This window comes from Metabacillus halosaccharovorans, from assembly GCF_002019635.1.
Lineage (GTDB): Bacteria > Bacillota > Bacilli > Bacillales > Bacillaceae > Metabacillus > Metabacillus halosaccharovorans.
Genome location: NZ_KV917371.1, coordinates 1,808,287 through 1,825,400, shown reverse-complemented (window position 1 = coordinate 1,825,400; position 17,114 = coordinate 1,808,287). Strand labels below are relative to the sequence as shown.

17 protein-coding genes, 1 tRNA gene, 1 riboswitch and 1 other annotated feature are annotated in these 17,114 nt (G+C 36.9%); of the genes, 17 read left to right on the top strand and 1 reads right to left on the bottom strand.

Annotated elements, in window-relative coordinates; genetic code table 11:
* Nucleotides 1-51: 51 nt before the first annotated feature.
* A riboswitch (Lysine riboswitch) is annotated at nt 52-234 on the top strand.
* A 164-nt stretch (nt 235-398) separates the two neighbouring features.
* Nucleotides 399-1,628 carry an aspartate kinase gene (locus BK577_RS08455; RefSeq protein ID WP_078432495.1) on the top strand — a complete coding sequence of 410 codons (1,230 nt, stop codon included), beginning with the start codon at nt 399-401 and terminating at the stop codon, nt 1,626-1,628.
* 38 nt (nt 1,629-1,666) lie between these two features.
* On the opposite strand, the gene BK577_RS08450 is transcribed toward BK577_RS08455, so the two are convergent.
* Entirely contained in the window at nt 1,667-2,098 is a 432-nt protein-coding gene (locus BK577_RS08450; protein ID WP_245823495.1) for a YslB family protein, read from the bottom strand.
* Between the two features lie 495 nt (nt 2,099-2,593).
* On the opposite strand from BK577_RS08450, the gene BK577_RS08445 reads away from it, so the two are divergent.
* The 16 genes from BK577_RS08445 (at nt 2,594) to ilvC (ending at nt 16,924) form a co-directional block, all read left to right on the top strand.
* Entirely contained in the window at nt 2,594-3,202 is a 609-nt protein-coding gene (locus BK577_RS08445; protein WP_026561706.1) for a succinate dehydrogenase cytochrome b558 subunit, read from the top strand.
* Nucleotides 3,203-3,234: 32 nt separating this feature from the next.
* Nucleotides 3,235-4,998: a succinate dehydrogenase flavoprotein subunit gene (gene sdhA / locus BK577_RS08440; RefSeq protein ID WP_078432493.1), complete on the top strand. Its 1,764-nt coding sequence runs from the start codon at nt 3,235-3,237 to the stop codon at nt 4,996-4,998.
* A complete protein-coding gene (gene sdhB, locus BK577_RS08435) occupies nt 4,999-5,760 on the top strand; it encodes a succinate dehydrogenase iron-sulfur subunit (protein WP_026561708.1) in 762 nt (253 codons plus the stop codon).
* 220 nt (nt 5,761-5,980) lie between these two features.
* Nucleotides 5,981-6,433 (top strand): acyl-CoA thioesterase, encoded by a 453-nt coding sequence (locus BK577_RS08430; protein WP_078432492.1) that lies wholly within the window; start codon nt 5,981-5,983, stop codon nt 6,431-6,433.
* 147 nt (nt 6,434-6,580) lie between these two features.
* Entirely contained in the window at nt 6,581-6,805 is a 225-nt protein-coding gene (gene gerE, locus BK577_RS08425; protein ID WP_003184172.1) for a spore germination transcription factor GerE, read from the top strand.
* Between the two features lie 175 nt (nt 6,806-6,980).
* Entirely contained in the window at nt 6,981-7,421 is a 441-nt protein-coding gene (locus BK577_RS08420; protein WP_078433505.1) for a MarR family winged helix-turn-helix transcriptional regulator, read from the top strand.
* Between the two features lie 15 nt (nt 7,422-7,436).
* Nucleotides 7,437-8,246: a glutamate racemase gene (gene racE / locus BK577_RS08415; RefSeq protein ID WP_078432491.1), complete on the top strand. Its 810-nt coding sequence runs from the start codon at nt 7,437-7,439 to the stop codon at nt 8,244-8,246.
* Between the two features lie 309 nt (nt 8,247-8,555).
* Nucleotides 8,556-9,614, top strand: a complete 1,059-nt coding sequence (locus BK577_RS08410; protein ID WP_078432490.1) for a GerMN domain-containing protein — start codon at nt 8,556-8,558, stop codon at nt 9,612-9,614.
* A gap of 103 nt (nt 9,615-9,717) precedes the next feature.
* Nucleotides 9,718-10,485 carry a ribonuclease PH gene (rph, locus tag BK577_RS08405; protein ID WP_078432489.1) on the top strand — a complete coding sequence of 256 codons (768 nt, stop codon included), beginning with the start codon at nt 9,718-9,720 and terminating at the stop codon, nt 10,483-10,485.
* Nucleotides 10,482-11,066 carry an XTP/dITP diphosphatase gene (locus BK577_RS08400; RefSeq protein WP_078432488.1) on the top strand — a complete coding sequence of 195 codons (585 nt, stop codon included), beginning with the start codon at nt 10,482-10,484 and terminating at the stop codon, nt 11,064-11,066. Before rph ends, BK577_RS08400 begins: the two co-directional genes overlap by 4 nt.
* A 24-nt stretch (nt 11,067-11,090) precedes the next feature.
* The gene (locus BK577_RS08395; protein WP_078432487.1) at nt 11,091-11,603 is read left to right on the top strand and encodes a metallophosphoesterase family protein; all 513 of its coding nucleotides are present in this window, start codon (nt 11,091-11,093) and stop codon (nt 11,601-11,603) included.
* A gap of 111 nt (nt 11,604-11,714) precedes the next feature.
* Nucleotides 11,715-11,791 (top strand) — tRNA-Arg (locus tag BK577_RS08390).
* 487 nt (nt 11,792-12,278) lie between these two features.
* On the top strand, nt 12,279-13,184 hold the full coding sequence (ilvE, locus tag BK577_RS08385; RefSeq protein ID WP_078432486.1) for a branched-chain-amino-acid transaminase: 906 nt from the start codon (nt 12,279-12,281) through the stop codon (nt 13,182-13,184).
* Nucleotides 13,185-13,196: 12 nt separating this feature from the next.
* Nucleotides 13,197-13,448: a binding site (T-box leader), on the top strand.
* 115 nt (nt 13,449-13,563) lie between these two features.
* Complete coding sequence (ilvB, locus tag BK577_RS08380; protein WP_078433504.1) at nt 13,564-15,285, top strand: acetolactate synthase large subunit; 1,722 nt, start codon at nt 13,564-13,566, stop codon at nt 15,283-15,285.
* On the top strand, nt 15,282-15,797 hold the full coding sequence (gene ilvN / locus BK577_RS08375) for an acetolactate synthase small subunit (RefSeq protein ID WP_026561718.1): 516 nt from the start codon (nt 15,282-15,284) through the stop codon (nt 15,795-15,797). The genes ilvB and ilvN overlap by 4 nt, the downstream gene beginning before the upstream one ends.
* A 101-nt stretch (nt 15,798-15,898) precedes the next feature.
* The gene (gene ilvC / locus BK577_RS08370; RefSeq protein ID WP_078432485.1) at nt 15,899-16,924 is read left to right on the top strand and encodes a ketol-acid reductoisomerase; all 1,026 of its coding nucleotides are present in this window, start codon (nt 15,899-15,901) and stop codon (nt 16,922-16,924) included.
* Nucleotides 16,925-17,114 lie beyond the last annotated feature (190 nt).

The following is a 17,114-nucleotide window of genomic DNA, read 5'->3' as shown; positions in this document are numbered from 1 at the left end:
AAGGAATGTCTGATAAGATTTTATTAATTTGATATTGATCGTTAGTTTGTAAATGATGGTAGAGGTGCGACCATTAAGAGTAGCCGGTTTGAGGAAAAATGGATTCCGATGACAACTGGTGAAAGGAATGTTCGCCGAAGTGATAATTGCACCATTTGCTTTTATCGCTGGTTTTACATTTAAGAGATGTAAAATTGTCAAGAAACGATATGTTCTTGGAGAGCTATCTCATTGTATAAACGAAATTTTTCGTTTAATTAGCAATGGGATGTTTTTGTCTCATTGCTTTTTTTATTTTTGCAATGATTATAAGAAAACATCTCTATATCCAATTCTTGCTCATTTATTAAAACAGATAATAAACGATCATAGAAAAACAACTGAAAGGTGAGATTTCATTGGGTATTATCGTACAAAAATTTGGCGGTACTTCTGTTGGCTCTGTTGAAAGAATTTTAAATGTTGCCAACAGAGTAATTCAGGAAAAAGAAGCTGGAAATGATGTCGTAGTTGTCGTTTCAGCAATGGGAAAATCTACAGATGAGTTAGTAAGACTTGCAGCACAATTAACTTCAAAGCCAAGTAAGCGGGAAATGGATATGCTTTTAACCACAGGGGAACAAGTGACCATATCGTTGTTGTCCATGGCTTTAATTGAAAAGGGATATGATGCCATTTCTTTTACAGGGTGGCAGGCAGGTATTGAAACAGAATCAGCACATGGAAATGCCAGAATTACCAATATTAAAACCGATCAGCTAAGAAGTGAGTTAGGAAAAGGTAAAATTGTTGTAGTTGCAGGGTTCCAGGGTCTATCTATTGATAACCAAATTACTACTTTAGGAAGAGGAGGATCTGACACTACAGCTGTTGCCCTTGCTGCTGCTTTGGGTGCGGATAAGTGCGATATCTATACAGATGTAACAGGTGTGTACACAACTGACCCCCGTTTTGTAAAAGGTGCCAGAAAACTAGAAGCTATTTCCTATGACGAAATGTTAGAGCTGGCCAATTTGGGAGCTGGGGTTTTACACCCGCGGGCAGTTGAATTCGCAAAGAATTATAACGTGCCCCTAGAGGTAAGATCAAGTATGGAAAATGAACGTGGGACAATGATCGAGGAGGAAACAGAAATGGAACAAAATTTAATTGTTAGAGGAATTGCGTTTGAAGATCAAGTGACGAGAGTATCGGTAATCGGATTACCGAATGAATTGACGACATTGTCCACAATCTTTACGACATTAGCTAAAAATAATGTAAATGTTGATATTATTATTCAAAACACAACAAGTGATAACAAAACAACAATATCATTTTCAGTTAAAACAAGTGATTTAGAGGATACCCTGCAAGTTTTAGAACAACATAAGAATGAGCTTCAATTTGAACGAATCGAATCGGAAAGTGGTCTAGCAAAGGTTTCAATTGTTGGATCCGGTATGGTTTCAAATCCGGGAGTTGCAGCAGAAATGTTTGATGTATTAGCTAAAGAAAATATAGAAGTAAAGATGGTAAGTACATCTGAAATAAAAGTGTCAACTGTCATCTCTCAGCAGCACATGGTATCGGCAGTTGATATTCTTCACACAGCGTTTGAATTATCAAAAACAACTGCAAGGGTATAATTTTTAAAAAGTGATAAGGGAGATGTTCCCCCTTATCACTATCTTTTACTTCTTTTTCCAAGTGGAACTTCTTCCAGAACATCTTTATGGTCCCATTTTACTGTAAATATAACTTTATTCGCCCGTTTTTTCACTTGCTCATATGTTTCGGTAATTTGATTGTTCATCATTTGCAGTTGTTCCGCAATAAAACCTGCTTCTAATTGAAACGTACATTCATTTACTTTTTTAAAACGGTTTGAAATAAGCTCGCCGCTTAATTCAAATTCCATTTCATTTTTCTTTTTATGAAGTAAGACCAGGTCTCCCCAACCGGCTGCTGCAAAAAAATTGGCTAGTTCATCAAGTGAAGTGACCGGGTATTTTCTTGCCAAGCCTTTTCCAGCCCAATAAAGCATCTGAGGAAAGTCTTGACCAAGCAAATCTGGAATTAACACTTCCCGTAATAATTCGAATCCAAAAGCCGGCATTTGGATATGTTCTAATTCATCGGTATTTAGTAGAGCTGATTGTTTATTCACGGTATTCCCCTCTTTCTCATTAATATTATATATCAACACAACAGTTAAACACATGTAATATTAAGCAAAATTTGAAACAATCGTTCAAATGTTCTATACATAATCCTTAATTTTTAAAAATAAGCTACGAAAGTTGGTTATCAAAATTTAATGTATATTGATAAAATAAAATGTGAAGGAAAACAGTTGTCGAAAAATTTTAATTTATGAACGCGTTTTCTTGACGCTCTTTCTTTAAGGGAGTAAAATGTACTTGTTACAATTATCTAGATTAATCAGACAGATAATTTCATAGACTGTCAGCTTCATACTAGTAATTTTTACTGATCTTAATAGTTGACCATTATGTAGAATAGTAAATTTTATTAGGAAAGGATTAATTAGGTAAGAATAAGAGTTTATTACAAAAGTGAGCGCATTATTGATACTAGGGGGTAAGTTTTTATGGCTGGAAACCGAGAGTTTATTAATCGTAGACTGCACTCATTACTAGGAGTCATTCCGGTAGGAATCTTTTTGATTCAACATCTTATTGTCAATCATTTTGCCACAAGAGGTGCAGAGGCTTTTAACAAAGCTGCACATTTTATGGAGATGTTGCCATTTAGGTATGTGTTAGAGATCGTCATCATTTTCCTTCCAATTTTATACCATGCTATTTACGGAGTTTATATTGCATTTACAGCAAAGAACAATGTAAGTAATTACGGATATCTTCGAAATTGGTTGTTTATGCTGCAGCGTGTGACAGGGATTATAACGTTTATCTTTATCGCCTGGCATGTTTGGGAAACAAGGATTGCTGCTGCACTTGGGGCAGAAGTGAATTATGATATGATGGCTTCGATTTTAAGTAGTCCATTTATGCTTGTGTTCTATTTAGTGGGTGTTATTTCAACAGTATTCCACTTTGCTAACGGTTTATGGTCTTTCGCAGTAAGTTGGGGGATTACCGTTACTCCTCGCTCACAAGTCATTTCTACATATGTTACGCTTGCGATCTTTTTAGCGCTTTCATATGTAGGTGTTCGAGCAATATTTGCATTCGTCTAATCCAGTAATAGCTATTAAAGGGAGTGGGCTTTATGAGTAAGAATAAAATCATCGTTGTTGGGGGCGGATTAGCAGGTTTAATGGCTACAATTAAAGCTGCTGAAGCCGGCGTTCAAGTAGATCTTTTTTCATTAGTTCCTGTTAAACGGTCACACTCAGTGTGTGCACAAGGTGGAATTAATGGTGCAGTTAATACAAAAGGTGAGGGAGATTCACCGTGGGAACATTTTGATGATACAGTTTATGGTGGAGATTTTTTAGCGAACCAACCACCTGTTAAAGCGATGACAGAGGCGGCACCTGCCATCATTCACTTATTGGACCGAATGGGTGTAATGTTTAACAGAACGCCTGAAGGATTGTTGGACTTTAGAAGATTTGGCGGTACACAGCATCACCGGACAGCATTTGCTGGTGCTACTACCGGCCAACAATTGCTTTATGCATTGGATGAGCAGGTAAGACGTTACGAGGTTGCTGGTCTTGTAACAAAGTACGAAGGATGGGAATTTTTAGGTGCGGTAATTGATGATGATCAAGTTTGCCGTGGTATTACAGCACAAAATCTTACTTCGATGCAAATTGAATCATTCCGCTCAGATGCTGTGATTATGGCTACTGGCGGACCTGGAATCATTTTTGGTAAATCTACTAACTCAGTTATCAATACAGGATCAGCTGCATCTATTGTCTATCAACAGGGTGTTTATTATGCGAATGGTGAGTTCATTCAAATCCATCCAACCGCCATACCAGGGGACGATAAACTGCGTTTAATGAGTGAATCTGCTCGTGGAGAAGGTGGACGAGTTTGGACATATAAAGATGGAAAACCGTGGTATTTCCTTGAAGAGAAATATCCGGCATACGGTAACCTTGTTCCTCGTGATATTGCAACACGTGAAATTTTTGATGTTTGTGTTGAGCAAAAGCTAGGTATTAACGGTGAGAACATGGTATACCTAGATTTATCTCATAAAGATCCAAAGGAACTTGATATCAAACTTGGCGGTATTATTGAAATCTATGAAAAATTCATGGGTGACGATCCACGTAAAGTTCCAATGAAAATCTTCCCGGCTGTTCATTATTCAATGGGTGGACTGTGGGTTGATTATGATCAAATGACAAATATTCCAGGTCTCTTTGCCGCAGGTGAATGTGATTATTCTATGCACGGAGCAAACCGTTTAGGTGCTAACTCACTGTTATCAGCTATTTACGGTGGCATGGTTGCCGGACCTAACGCTGTTAAATATATTAATGGCTTAGAAAAGAGTGCAGATGATTTATCTTCTACACTGTTTGAAGGACATGTAAAGCAGGAAGAAGATAAGTGGAACAATATTATGAGCTTAGATGGTAACGAAAATGCTTATATCCTTCATAAGGAATTAGGTGAATGGATGACAGATAACGTTACGGTAGTTAGACATAATGATAAACTTCTAAAAACAGATGAAAAGATTCAAGAGCTTATCGAAAGATTTGATAACATTAATATTAATGATACTGCCAAGTGGAGTAACCAAGGGGCGGCATTCACACGTCAATTAAAAAATATGCTTCAATTATCTCGTGTTGTGACACTTGGTGCCTATAACCGTAATGAAAGTCGCGGAGCGCATTATAAGCCGGAATTCCCAGATCGTAATGATGAGGAATTCTTAAAAACAACGATGGCTAAACATACAGGTGATCGTACTGCACCTGAATTCCGCTATGATGATGTTGATGTTTCATTAATCAAACCAAGAAAACGCGACTATTCAAAAAGTAAAAAGGGGGAGAACTAAATGAGCGAGAATAAAGTAGTTCAATTTATTATTACGCGACAAGAATCACCTGAAGCAGCCCCTTATCAGGAAAAATTTGAAATTCCTTATCGTCCTAACATGAACGTTATTTCGGCTTTAATGGAAATCAGACGAAATCCTGTAAATGCTGATGGTAAGCAATCAACACCAATCAACTGGGATATGAACTGTTTAGAGGAAGTATGTGGAGCATGTTCAATGGTGATTAATGGTAAGCCTCGTCAATCTTGTACAGCATTAGTTGACCAGCTTGAACAACCGATTCGCCTTGAGCCGATGCGTACATTCCCGGTGGTTCGAGATTTGCAAGTTGATCGAAAACGTATGTTTGACTCATTAAAGAAAGTTAAAGCATGGATCCCTGTTGATGGCACGTATGATTTAGGGCCTGGACCACGTATGCCGGAGAAAAAGCGTCAATGGGCTTATGAGTTATCGAAATGTATGACTTGTGGTGTATGCTTGGAAGCTTGCCCTAACGTTAATAGTAAATCAAACTTTATTGGACCTGCTCCATTATCACAAGTACGACTATTTAATGCACACCCAACTGGTGAAATGAATCGTTCTGAGCGACTTGAGGCGATTATGGGAGATGGTGGTTTAGCGAACTGTGGTAACTCACAAAACTGTGTTCAATCTTGTCCAAAGGGTATTCCTTTAACAACATCAATTGCAGCACTAAACAGAGATACTGCAATCCAATCCTTCCGTAATTTCTTTGGTAGTGATCAAGTATAAGAAATTGATTGTAAGAGACTGACTATCTAATAGTTAGTCTCTTTTTTGTAAAAGCACCTTTTCAAAAGCTTTTCTCAATTAATAATGTTTAATAAAGTTTCTTTTAACAAAACTGATTAGGTTGATTAGCGAAAATCCTGGAGCGGTAATCAACCACACAAGCACTTTTTTACATAGCAACAATAATCACTAGTAATCACAAATTGAAAGGATGAGTAAATTGAAAAATGTTTCTTTCATTGAAAATTTTAATGACGAATATAAAAACAGTTTTTCCTTTTCCCATCAAATAAAAATTAGATTTTCTGAAACAGATATGTTTGGACATATGAACAATACGGCTCCTTTTACATACTTTGAAGAAGGAAGGATAGAATTTTTTAAAAACAATGGATTGATGCAAAAATGGTTAGATCCCAAAGGAGAAACTATTCCTGTTGTAGCAGATCTCCAATGTGAATACTTACATCAAACCTATTTTGATGAAAAGATCACGTTAAATGTAAAAATTAACCGAGTTGGAACATCATCCGTTGATCTACATTATTTAGGAATAAACGAACTGGGAGAGAGTCTTTTTGCAGGCAGAGGAGCAATTGTACAAATAAACAAGCATACAGGTAAAAGTGTTCCATGGACAGAGAGAGAAAAAGAAATGCTAAGTGGTGCATAGAACATGACTACATAAAATGGACGTAGTCAATCATCTTTTCCGTATGAATTGTGTCACAGTGCTCCGCGGTTTCACATAGTATATGTTGACTAAATATATACCCATCCGTTAGACCAGCTCTCACCTTAGCAAGGAGGGTTACAATACTTGAAAGAGAAAGAGTTTCAATCAAAGCCACTACTCACGAAAAGAGAGAGAGAAGTTTTTGAATTGTTAGTTCAAGATAAAACAACCAAAGAGATTGCTAGTGAGCTCTTTATTAGTGAAAAAACAGTTCGAAATCATATCTCAAATGCGATGCAAAAGCTTGGTGTTAAGGGACGCTCTCAAGCGGTTGTTGAGCTCCTTCGAATGGGTGAACTCGAGCTCTAACCAATACCGGCTCTCCTTTTTACAAAGGAAGCCGGTTATTATTTTGTCTTCAATTTCTAGAAAAATCTCTAACTTGCAATTTAAGAAAAAAACATGGAAAATAAAATTGATATAAAGGTGCACAAAAAATGATGCATACAAGAATAATATAAGCGAGGGTGAAAGATTGAGCAGCATAAATCAAGCAAATGATCGAAAAAAAACAGTAGCTGATCTTGAAAAGGCGCTTCGTCATATATCAGGAATTATTAAACAAAAGGGTCGGGACATTTTAAATGATTATCATATAACACCTCCACAGTTTGTTGCCTTACAATGGTTGTGGGAAAATGGTGACTTAACAATTGGAGAACTTTCTACTAAGATGTTTTTAGCATGCAGTACCACAACAGACTTAATTGACCGTATGGAGAAAAATAAGCTTGTGATAAGAGTAAAAGACCCCCAAGATCGAAGAGTGGTGAGAATTCACTTGTTAGATGAAGGTGAACGTATAATTGAAGAAGTCATACAAAAAAGGCAACATTATCTGAATGATATGATTATAAACTTCGATCAAGATGAATTGCATGCTCTAGAGAAATCATTGATAAAACTACAACAAGAAATGAGTTAAGAATGAGGCGATGAATTGAAAAGACCGATTGGTGTCATTGATTCCGGAGTAGGCGGACTTACTGTTGCAAAGGAAATCATGAGACAATTACCAAAAGAAGAAATCATCTACTTAGGTGATACAGCACGCTGTCCCTATGGACCACGTCCGGCTGAAGAAGTCCGAAAGTTCACATGGGAAATGACAAAATACTTACTTGAAAATCATCATATTAAAATGCTTGTAATTGCATGTAATACAGCGACAGCCATTGCTTTGCAGGAAATTCAAGATACTGTAGATATCCCTGTTATTGGTGTTGTCTTCCCTGGTGCCAGAACAGCTGTAAAGGTTACAAAAAATGATTATATTGGCGTTATTGGCACGTTTAACACAATTAAAAGCTCTGCTTATGAAACAGCACTTAAAACATTAAATAATTGCCTTACTATAGAAAGTCTAGCTTGTCCGAAATTTGTCCCGTTAGTAGAAAGCGGGGAATATGAAGGGGAAGAAGCAAAAGCGATCGTGGAGGAGTCTCTGGCACCTTTTAAGGGCAGTAAAATTGATACATTAATTTTAGGTTGCACACACTATCCTATTCTTCAAAACCAAATTGAAGAGTTTATGGGACAAGCTGTGAAAATAATTTGTTCCGGAGATGAAACGGCTCGTGAGGTAAGTACAATTTTATCCTTTAATAAAACCCTTAACCAATCATCAGGCGAAAAACAGCACAAATTTCTAACAACAGGTCCAAAGCAGTTGTTTGAAAAAATAGCTTCAAAATTGTTTGAACATCCGATTCAACATGTTGAGTCCATTACGTTAGATAATATGAATTGAAAAGAATCGAAAAACACAGTGCGAGTGAGTAACTGTGTTTTTTATTTACAGGTAAGAAAGCATAAAGTTTTGTATTTAGTGTACGTGTCTAGCTCCAGCGCCTAGCCCCTCGAGGTCATAAGCCAATTTGGAATTGAAGGCAAAGAACGCCTTCTATTCTAAATCGTCTTATTTGCCCTAGGCTGATCAAGGCGCTTGCGCTTTTGTTCTTCTCACCAAAAGTAAAAAATAAGTTTGTACAAAAAGTCGGTCTAAAATAAAGAATAGCTCGTATACATAGTAGTACAAACTGCCTTTGGAGGGATTGAAATGTCTAAATACAACAAACAGATTGCAGTTACTGTACTTGCCTCATCATTGCTCCTATCTGGTTGTGGATTGTTCAATGCGGAAGAAGCAACAAAGGAAATTGATCCACCACAAGATGTTACGATTACAGAAGAAGGGGCCAAAGTAGAAACTGAAAATGTAAAATCTGATCAAGCTGAGGAAACGATTACAAGTCAACTTTATTTAATTGATAAGAGTGGTTTTGTTGTTCCTTATTCAATGAACCTTCCCAAAACTGATAGTGTTGCAAAACAATCACTAGAGTATTTGGTAGAGGGAGGGCCGGTTTCTAATATGCTGCCTAATGGATTCAAAGCGGTATTACCTGCTGATACGCAAGTTCTGGGTGTGAATATAAAAGATGGGACAGCTGTAGCAGATTTTTCTAAAGAATTTAATAACTACAAAAAAGAAGACGAAGCTAAAATCCTTCAAGCTATTACGTGGACGTTAACACAATTTGATAATGTAGAAAAAGTGAAAATTTGGGTGAACGGACATGAACAGAAAGAAATGCCTGTTAACAGTACACCAATTCAGGATGGCGTAAGTAGAGAAGATGGTATTAATCACGACTCGACTGATGTTGTAGATATAACAAATACTAAGCCTTTAACTGTATACTATATGGCGGAGTCAGATGGTCAACAGTATTATGTTCCTGTAACAAAACGTATAAGCAATGAAGAGGCAGATCCAATTGTCTCTGCTGTGAATGAACTAACTGAAGGTCCTTCTCCTTCATTAGGATTAATGAGTGATTTCCAAGACGGTGTAGAATTGCTAAGTGCTCCGAAATATGAAGATGGAAAAGTGACACTTGATTTTAATGAATCCATCTTTGGCAGCTTTGATGAAGAACAAAAGATTATTTCTTCTGACGTATTAAATACTTTAGTCCTAACATTAACTGAACAAGAAGGTATTGAGAGTGTAGCCGTGACTGTTAATGGAAAGGCAGAGTTAATTAATGAAAATGGGGAAAAACTAACAGAACCTGTAACCAGACCGGCCAAAGTGAATACGGGTAGTTTTTAATCATATGTTTTTGATATACTATATAAAGGGTATAGAGAGGTATGCTTTTAACAAGGCTACCTCTTATTTCTTGTTTACAAAAGTTTCATTGGAGGGAAAGAAAATGAGACATGATGAACGTAAAGCAGATCAATTAAGGAAAGTTGACATTATAAAGGACTTTGTCATTCATCCTGAAGGTTCTGTATTAATCACTGTTGGGAATACAAAGGTTATTTGTAATGCAAGTGTCGAAGATCGTGTACCACCGTTTATGAGAGGTGAAGGAAAGGGCTGGATTACGGCCGAGTATTCGATGTTACCAAGAGCGACAGAACAACGGACGATAAGAGAATCGTCAAAAGGGAAAATTACAGGTCGTACAATGGAAATCCAACGTTTAATCGGAAGATCACTAAGAGCCGTTGTAAATTTAAATGAGCTTGGAGAGAGAACGATTTGGGTCGACTGTGATGTGATTCAGGCAGATGGAGGAACAAGAACAGCTTCAATAACAGGTGCATATGTGGCAATGGTTATCGCACTAGAAAAACTTGTGAAAGCAGGGAAAATCAAATCACTGCCAATTACAGGTTTTCTTGCAGCAGTGTCCGTGGGAGTAGATTCTCAAGCTGGTGAAATTTTAGACCTAAATTACATAGAAGATTCAAATGCATTAGTAGATATGAATATAATCATGACATCTTCAGGTCAACTTGTAGAGGTTCAAGGAACGGGTGAGGAAGCAACATTCACTCGAAATGAACTAAACAGCATGTTAGACCTAGCTGAAAAAGGAATCAAATCACTTATTGAACATCAGAAGGAAGTACTGGGAGACATTTCATTGCTTATCGAAGAAAATGAGAAGAAGCAGGTTATGTCAAAGTGAAAAATATAATCATCGCAACAAAAAACCAAGGCAAAGTTAAAGAATTTCAAGCTATGCTTGCTCCACTTGGATATCAGGTTCAATCATTATTGGATTTTCCAGATTCAATTGATGTTGAAGAAACAGGTCAGACATTTGAAGAAAATAGTATTCTAAAAGCTGAAGCTATTTCTAAGCAATATCAGCTAATAACCATTGCCGATGATTCCGGATTAGAAATTGATTACTTAAATGGTGAGCCGGGAGTCTACTCTGCAAGATATGCAGGTCCTAAGAAAGATGATCAAGCAAATATAGATGCTGTCCTCAAGAAGCTTGAGAATGTAGAAATGAATCAGCGAAAGGCAAGATTTGTTTGTGCATTAGCTCTATCAGTACCGGGACTAAAAACTAAAACAGTTGTTGGAACATGTGAGGGATATATTGCGAAAGAAAGAAAAGGTCAAGGTGGATTTGGCTATGATCCGATTTTTTGTATAGATAGCACAGGTAAAACAATGGCTGAATTAACAAAAGAAGAAAAAAACAAGATTAGTCATAGGGCAGATGCGTTAAGAAAAATAAAAGAATTAATGAAATGAATTTATAACGGAGCGAAGTTAAGCATGAAGATTTTAATAATGAGTGACAGTCATGGATTGACCTCAGAAATTATAGACATTAAAAATAGGCATCAAGATGAAGTGGACTTGATGTTGCATTGTGGTGATTCAGAGTTACCTTATGATTGTGAAGAGTTAAGTGGGTTTATAGGTGTTAAAGGGAATTGTGATTTTGGTTCAAGTTTACCAAATGAAATTATTGAAGATTTACATGGAACTACTTTATATATGACTCATGGGCATTTATATAATGTAAAGATGTCTCTCATGAATCTGAAATACCGGGCAATCGAAACAAATGCTAAAATTGCCTGTTACGGACATTCACATATTGCAGGTGCTGAGTTAATTGATGGTGTAGTACTGATAAACCCCGGCAGCATTCGTCTTCCAGTGCTGCGCAGACAGAAGACATATGCTATACTGGAAATGAAGGATAACCTTGTTAATGTTACGTTTTTTGAAGTAAATGGTCATATTGTAAATGAGCTTACTAAAGAATTTTCAATAGAGTGAGGGAGATGTTTCTCCCTCTTCATAAAAAATCTTAAAAATCTATTGACTTTTATCATACCGAGAAATATAATAATAAATGTCGCTGCCACTAATGTGCAGCTATAATACAATGTCCCAGTAGCTCAGCTGGATAGAGCAACGGCCTTCTAAGCCGTCGGTCGGGAGTTCGAATCTCTCCTGGGACGCCATTCATATTATACATACAACCTTTCATCATTTGATGGAAGGTTTTTTGTTTTCTTTAGCATGAGTCACAACAAAAAAATATGTTAGATTATCTTACACTTTTGTTTCACTTAAATAAAAAGAGTTGTAAGATGTTCTTAAATATTAAAAACCAAATTTTCCACTTTAAATAGTTCCCCTGAAAGTTTCTCCATAAAAAGATCTACACATATGCGGATTTTTAAAAAATTCACAATTTTTTTTGAAAATAGCCTTTCCAATTATACCAACGATGTAAGCGGATACAACGAAATGAAGTAATCTAAATTATCAAATAATTCGTGAAACACTGTTGACACTTGGATTTATTGAGCGTAATATAAGTTCAAATAAAAGTTACACGAACATTTTAAAAAGTATAGAAAATTCAAAATTCCTTTCATAATTTCCTTTACAAATATAATGTTCAGTGGTTTAATTTTTGAACTTTTTAATGAAAGGCGTGCTCTTATGGGTGACCAGTGGATCTTTCTTAATGACAATTTTGTAAAGAAAGAAGATGCGAAAATTTCAGTTTATGATCACGGGTTTTTATACGGTGATGGAGTATTCGAAGGTATTCGAGTTTACAGTGGAAATATCTTCAGAATGAAAGAGCATATGGATCGGCTTTATCAATCGGCAAAATCGATTATGCTAACCATACCATACTCACAAGAGGAACTAACTGGATTAGTTGTTGAAACTGTCAAAAAGAACGGTTTGAGCGATGCGTACATTCGATTAGTTGTCTCAAGAGGAACTGGTGACCTAGGATTAGATCCTTATAATTGTAAACGGGCAAATACAGTTATAATTGTCGAACCACTATCAATATTCCCTAAGCATTTGTATGAAACTGGTATTGAAATTGTGACGGTGGCAACGAGAAGAAATAGACCGGATGTATTAAGTCCAAAAGTAAAATCTCTAAATTATTTAAACAATGTATTGGTAAAAATCGAAGCACATTTGGCCAACGTGAGTGAAGCATTAATGTTAAACGACCAGGGCTATGTTGCAGAAGGTTCTGCCGACAATGTCTTTATCTTAAAAAATGGGAAGCTATTAACTCCCCCTGGATATATAGGTGCTCTAGAAGGAATTACACGAAATGCCATTATTGATATAGCTTCTGAATTGGGCTATGAAGTGCGTGAAGAGCCATTTACCCGTCACGATGTGTATACAGCTGACGAGGTTTTCCTAACTGGTACAGCGGCAGAAGTTATTGCTGTTGTTAAAGTAGATGGACGCACGATTGGTCAAGGTGTTCCTGGAGAAGAAACGAAAAAGCTTCTAGTAGCTTTTCGTAAGAAAGTTGTTGAAGAAGGTATCAAGGTTGAAAATATACCTGAAAATCTTCATGTAAGCTAATTATTTGCATATAGTAAAACGGTGAAGAGGAAAAGTAGTTTTTGGAAAAGTATCTACAGAGAACCGGGGTAGCTGGAAGCCGGTGATATTACCAAAGATGAACTCGCCTCTGAGTGTTAACCTGAAATTTAGTAGGGTTAGCCGAGTCCCATTCTTCGGTACTCGTTATCAAAGTGAACAGATGATCTGTTCGTAAGGTGGTCTATAATGACCATGAAGAAGGGTGGTACCGCGAAAAAGTTTATTAACCTTTTCGCCCCTTTGGCACACAATTTATGTGGAGTCTTATGAGGGGTGGGAAGGTTTTTTATATGCTGAATTAATTGAATTTTTGTAAAAAATACAAGAGGCTAATATGCCAGGAAAGGGAGGAAAGAAAATGAGTACAAATGTACAGTTGAACAGCTCAACTGCCAAATGTACAAACACAATGTCAGGGTCACAAATGCTTGTGGAAGCTTTAAAGCAGGAAAAGGTTGAAGTTATTTTTGGTTATCCAGGTGGTGCTGTATTACCAATCTATGATAGCTTATATGATTCAGGTTTATTCCATGTTTTAACTCGCCATGAGCAAGGCGGAATTCATGCTGCTGAAGGCTATGCACGAGTTTCGGGAAGACCGGGAGTAGTGATTGCTACATCTGGACCAGGTGCTACAAATCTAGTCACCGGATTAGCAGATGCGATGATAGATTCACTACCATTAGTTGTTTTTACAGGGCAGGTGGCATCTTCTGTGATTGGATCTGATGCTTTCCAGGAAGCTGATATTTTAGGAATTACTACTCCAATTACAAAACATAATTACCAGGTTCGTGAAGTGAATGATCTTCCAAGAATTGTTAAAGAGGCGTTTCATATTGCCACTACGGGAAGACCAGGCCCGGTATTAATCGATATCCCTAAAGATATCGCTACAATTGAAGGGAATTTCTCATATGATATGGAAGTAAATCTTCCAGGATATCAACCTACTAATGAGCCAAATTACCTTCAAATCCGTAAATTGGTCGAGGCTGTAAGTCGAGCAAAAAAACCTGTTATTTTGGCTGGTGCAGGTGTATTACATGCAAACGGCCATGAGGAATTAAGACAATATGCAGAACAACAGCAAATTCCTATCGCAAATACTTTACTTGGTTTAGGTGGATTCCCATCTGATCATCCATTGTTTTTAGGGATGGCGGGAATGCATGGAACGTACACAGCAAACATGGCCATTTATGACTGTGATTTATTGATCAGTGTTGGTGCCAGATTTGATGATCGTGTAACAGGAAATCTTCAACATTTTGCGAAAAAGGCAATCATTGCTCATATCGATATTGACCCGGCTGAAATCGGTAAAAATGTTCCAACCCAGATTCCAATTGTGGGAGATGCTAAATTAGTTCTTCAACAATTATTAAAACAAGATGGTAAACAAGGTGATAACAAAGAGTGGAATGAACAGTTGGCTTCAAATAAGAAAGAATTTCCACTTGTCTATAAAGAAAGTGATTCAGAGTTAAAGCCTCAGAACATTTTAGAGCTTATCCACAAATGGACGAATGGCGAAGCAATTGTAACGACGGATGTTGGTCAGCATCAAATGTGGGCAGCACAATATTACAATTTTAATAATCCAAATAGATGGGTAACATCAGGTGGCCTTGGAACAATGGGCTTCGGTTTACCATCAGCGATTGGAGCTCAACTTGCAGACCGTAACTCCACTGTAATTGCTGTTATTGGTGACGGTGGATTCCAGATGACTCTTCAGGAATTATCAGTTATACATGAATTAAACTTACCAATAAAAGTTGTGATATTAAATAATGGTGCTCTTGGAATGGTTAGACAATGGCAAGAGCTATTCTATGAAGAAAGATATTCTCATTCTAAGTTTGTTTCACAACCTGATTTCGTAAAATTATCAGAAGCTTATGGCATGACTGGGGTTCGAATTGTAAAAGAAGATGGTTGGGAAGAAAAATTAAAAGCTGCAATTTTATCAGACGAACCAGTATTACTTGATATTCATGTATGTAAGGATGAGAACGTGTATCCAATGGTTGCTACAGGCAAAGGGTTACATGAAATGGTAGGTGTCAAACTATGAAAAGAATCCTCTCATTAACGGTTTTGAACCAAACCGGGGTTTTAAATAGAATTACAGGGTTGTTTACAAAAAGACATTACAATATTGAAAGTATTACAGTAGGTCATGCTGAAACAGAAGGTGTTTCAAGAATGACAGTTGTTGTAAATGTCCAAGAGGAAAAAGAAGTTGAACAAATCACGAAGCAATTAAATAAACAAATAGATGTTCTTAAAGTAACAGATATTACTTCACACTCCATTGTATCCAGAGAACTGGCATTAATAAAAGTAATGTCAACACCAGCAACAAGAATGGAAATTCAAGGACTTATTCAGCCATTTAGAGCAACAGTTATTGATGTAAGTCGAGAAAGTGTTGTTGTGCAGGTTACTGGTGAGCCTGAGAAAATTGAAGTACTTATCGATTTATTAAAACCATATGGCATTAAAGAAATCGCTCGTACCGGTACTACTGCATTTACGCGTGGAACGCAAAGAGCATCAAAAGAAGTTCCTATCTCAATTGTTTAATTTGTTTGCAATCTTGCCTGATTAAGCCAGGTTTAAAAGATTCATATATAGCAAGAAACCTAATTTTATTCTAAAAAAAGATTTGAAGGAGAGAGTATAAAATGACAAAAGTATATTATAACGGTGACGTAAACGAAGCAGCATTACAAGGGAAAAAGGTAGCAATCATTGGATATGGTTCACAAGGTCATGCACATGCACTTAACCTAAAAGAAAGCGGAGTTGACGTAGTAGTTGGGGTTCGTCAAGGTGGATCTTTCAATAAAGCTGTAGAAGATGGACATCATGTTGTATCTGTTGCTGAAGCTGCAGAGCTTGGTGATTTAGTAATGGTATTACTTCCAGATGAGCAACAAGCAAAAGTTTACGAAGAAGAAATCAAAGCAGGTTTAGAAGCTGGAAACTCTTTAGTATTCGCACACGGCTTTAACGTACATTTCAGCCAAATCGTACCACCTGCAGATGTTGATGTATTCTTAGTTGCTCCAAAAGGACCAGGTCACTTGGTAAGAAGAACATACGAAGAAGGTGCTGGTGTACCTGCATTATTCGCTATTTATCAAGACGTAACAGGTCAAGCGAAAGATAAAGCATTAGCTTATGCAAAAGGTGTTGGATCTGCACGTGCTGGTGTATTAGAAACAACATTTAAAGAAGAAACAGAAACAGATCTATTCGGTGAGCAAGCAGTACTTTGTGGAGGATTAACTTCACTTGTAAAAGCTGGATTTGAAACATTAGTAGAAGCAGGTTACCAACCGGAAGTAGCATACTTTGAGTGCTTACACGAATTAAAATTAATCGTAGACTTAATGTATGAAGATGGTATGGCGGGTATGAGATATTCAATCTCTGATACAGCACAATGGGGTGACTTCGTTTCAGGACCACGCGTTGTAGACAGTAGCTCTAAAGAAGCGATGAAAGAAGTTCTTAAAGACATCCAAACTGGTAAATTCGCAAAAGAATGGATCCTTGAAAACCAAGCAAACCGTCCACAATTTAATGCAATTAATAACAATGAAAATGAGCACCAAATCGAAGTTGTAGGTAAAAAATTACGCGCAATGATGCCGTTTGTAAAATCTAAACAAAAACAAAAAGAAGCAGTGAGTGTAAAAAACTAATCTGTTTGATATAAATCTCTGTTATTGTGAGCAATCTCCAGGTTCGTATTTTATTTTGTGAAAAAGCTGGAGATTGCTAAATTACTAGAAAAACTCTGATTAGATCATAATGAAGCAGCTGTTCCTGTTACGTTAAAGTTGATGTAGCAGCAGTGCAACATGTACTGAAATTTAAAAACAGGTCTACAAA

Bases quoted from the DNA above. Each gene is read 5' to 3' on its own strand.
- rph (WP_078432489.1), top strand. From the start codon at position 9,718: ATGAGACATGATGAACGTAAAGCAGATCAATTAAGGAAAGTTGACATT.
- BK577_RS08445 (WP_026561706.1), top strand. From the start codon at position 2,594: ATGGCTGGAAACCGAGAGTTTATTAATCGTAGACTGCACTCATTACTA.
- BK577_RS08410 (WP_078432490.1), top strand. From the start codon at position 8,556: ATGTCTAAATACAACAAACAGATTGCAGTTACTGTACTTGCCTCATCA.
- sdhA (WP_078432493.1), top strand. From the start codon at position 3,235: ATGAGTAAGAATAAAATCATCGTTGTTGGGGGCGGATTAGCAGGTTTA.
- ilvN (WP_026561718.1), top strand. From the start codon at position 15,282: ATGAAAAGAATCCTCTCATTAACGGTTTTGAACCAAACCGGGGTTTTA.
- ilvC (WP_078432485.1), top strand. From the start codon at position 15,899: ATGACAAAAGTATATTATAACGGTGACGTAAACGAAGCAGCATTACAA.
- ilvE (WP_078432486.1), top strand. From the start codon at position 12,279: ATGGGTGACCAGTGGATCTTTCTTAATGACAATTTTGTAAAGAAAGAA.
- BK577_RS08395 (WP_078432487.1), top strand. From the start codon at position 11,091: ATGAAGATTTTAATAATGAGTGACAGTCATGGATTGACCTCAGAAATT.
- BK577_RS08450 (WP_245823495.1), bottom strand. From the start codon at position 2,098: ATGCCGGCTTTTGGATTCGAATTATTACGGGAAGTGTTAATTCCAGAT.
- ilvB (WP_078433504.1), top strand. From the start codon at position 13,564: ATGAGTACAAATGTACAGTTGAACAGCTCAACTGCCAAATGTACAAAC.
- sdhB (WP_026561708.1), top strand. From the start codon at position 4,999: ATGAGCGAGAATAAAGTAGTTCAATTTATTATTACGCGACAAGAATCA.